The sequence below is a fragment of the Serratia sp. BW106 genome, from assembly GCF_002607755.1.
GTDB classification, from domain to species: Bacteria; Pseudomonadota; Gammaproteobacteria; order Enterobacterales; family Enterobacteriaceae; genus Serratia; species Serratia proteamaculans.
This window is the reverse complement of the sequence record NZ_MCGS01000081.1, coordinates 1-520: the sequence shown is the minus strand read 5'-3', so window position 1 is coordinate 520 and position 520 is coordinate 1. Positions and strand designations below refer to the sequence as shown.

The 520-nt window shown below is 55.0% G+C and carries 1 pseudogene; it reads right to left on the bottom strand.

Going from position 1 to position 520, the window contains the following annotated elements:
* Positions 1-520: pseudogene (locus BEI65_RS26615) on the bottom strand (IS5-like element IS903B family transposase); the annotation flags it as partial.

Genomic DNA, 520 nt, shown 5'->3' with positions numbered 1-520 from the left:
CTGTTTTACCCGGTACATCGCCGTTTCCGCTATCGAGCGACGATTGTAATCTGTTGTCCATTTCCACCGCGCATTACTCCCGGTCATTCGCTGATTAGCCACTGCACGGTTACGGTCTGCATATTCACCGGGCCAGTAACCCGCACCTTTTCGGGGAGGGATAAGCGCGCTGATTTTCTTACGCCGCAGTTCATCGTGACATAGCCGGGTATCGTAAGCGCCATCGGCGGCGGCTGACCTGATTTTCCGGTGGGTTTGCCGGATTAACCCGGGGAAGGCCTCTGAGTCCGTAACGTTGTTCAGCGACAGGTCAGCGCAGATGATTTCATGTGTTTTACTGTCAACGGCGAGATGCAGCTTACGCCAGATACGGCGGCGTTCCTGGCCATGCTTTTTGACTTTCCACTCGCCTTCACCGAAGACCTTCAGCCCGGTGGAATCAATTACCAGGTGTGCGATTTCACCCCGGGTGGGCGTTTTGAAACTGACATTAACCGACTTTGCCCGCCTGCTGACACAG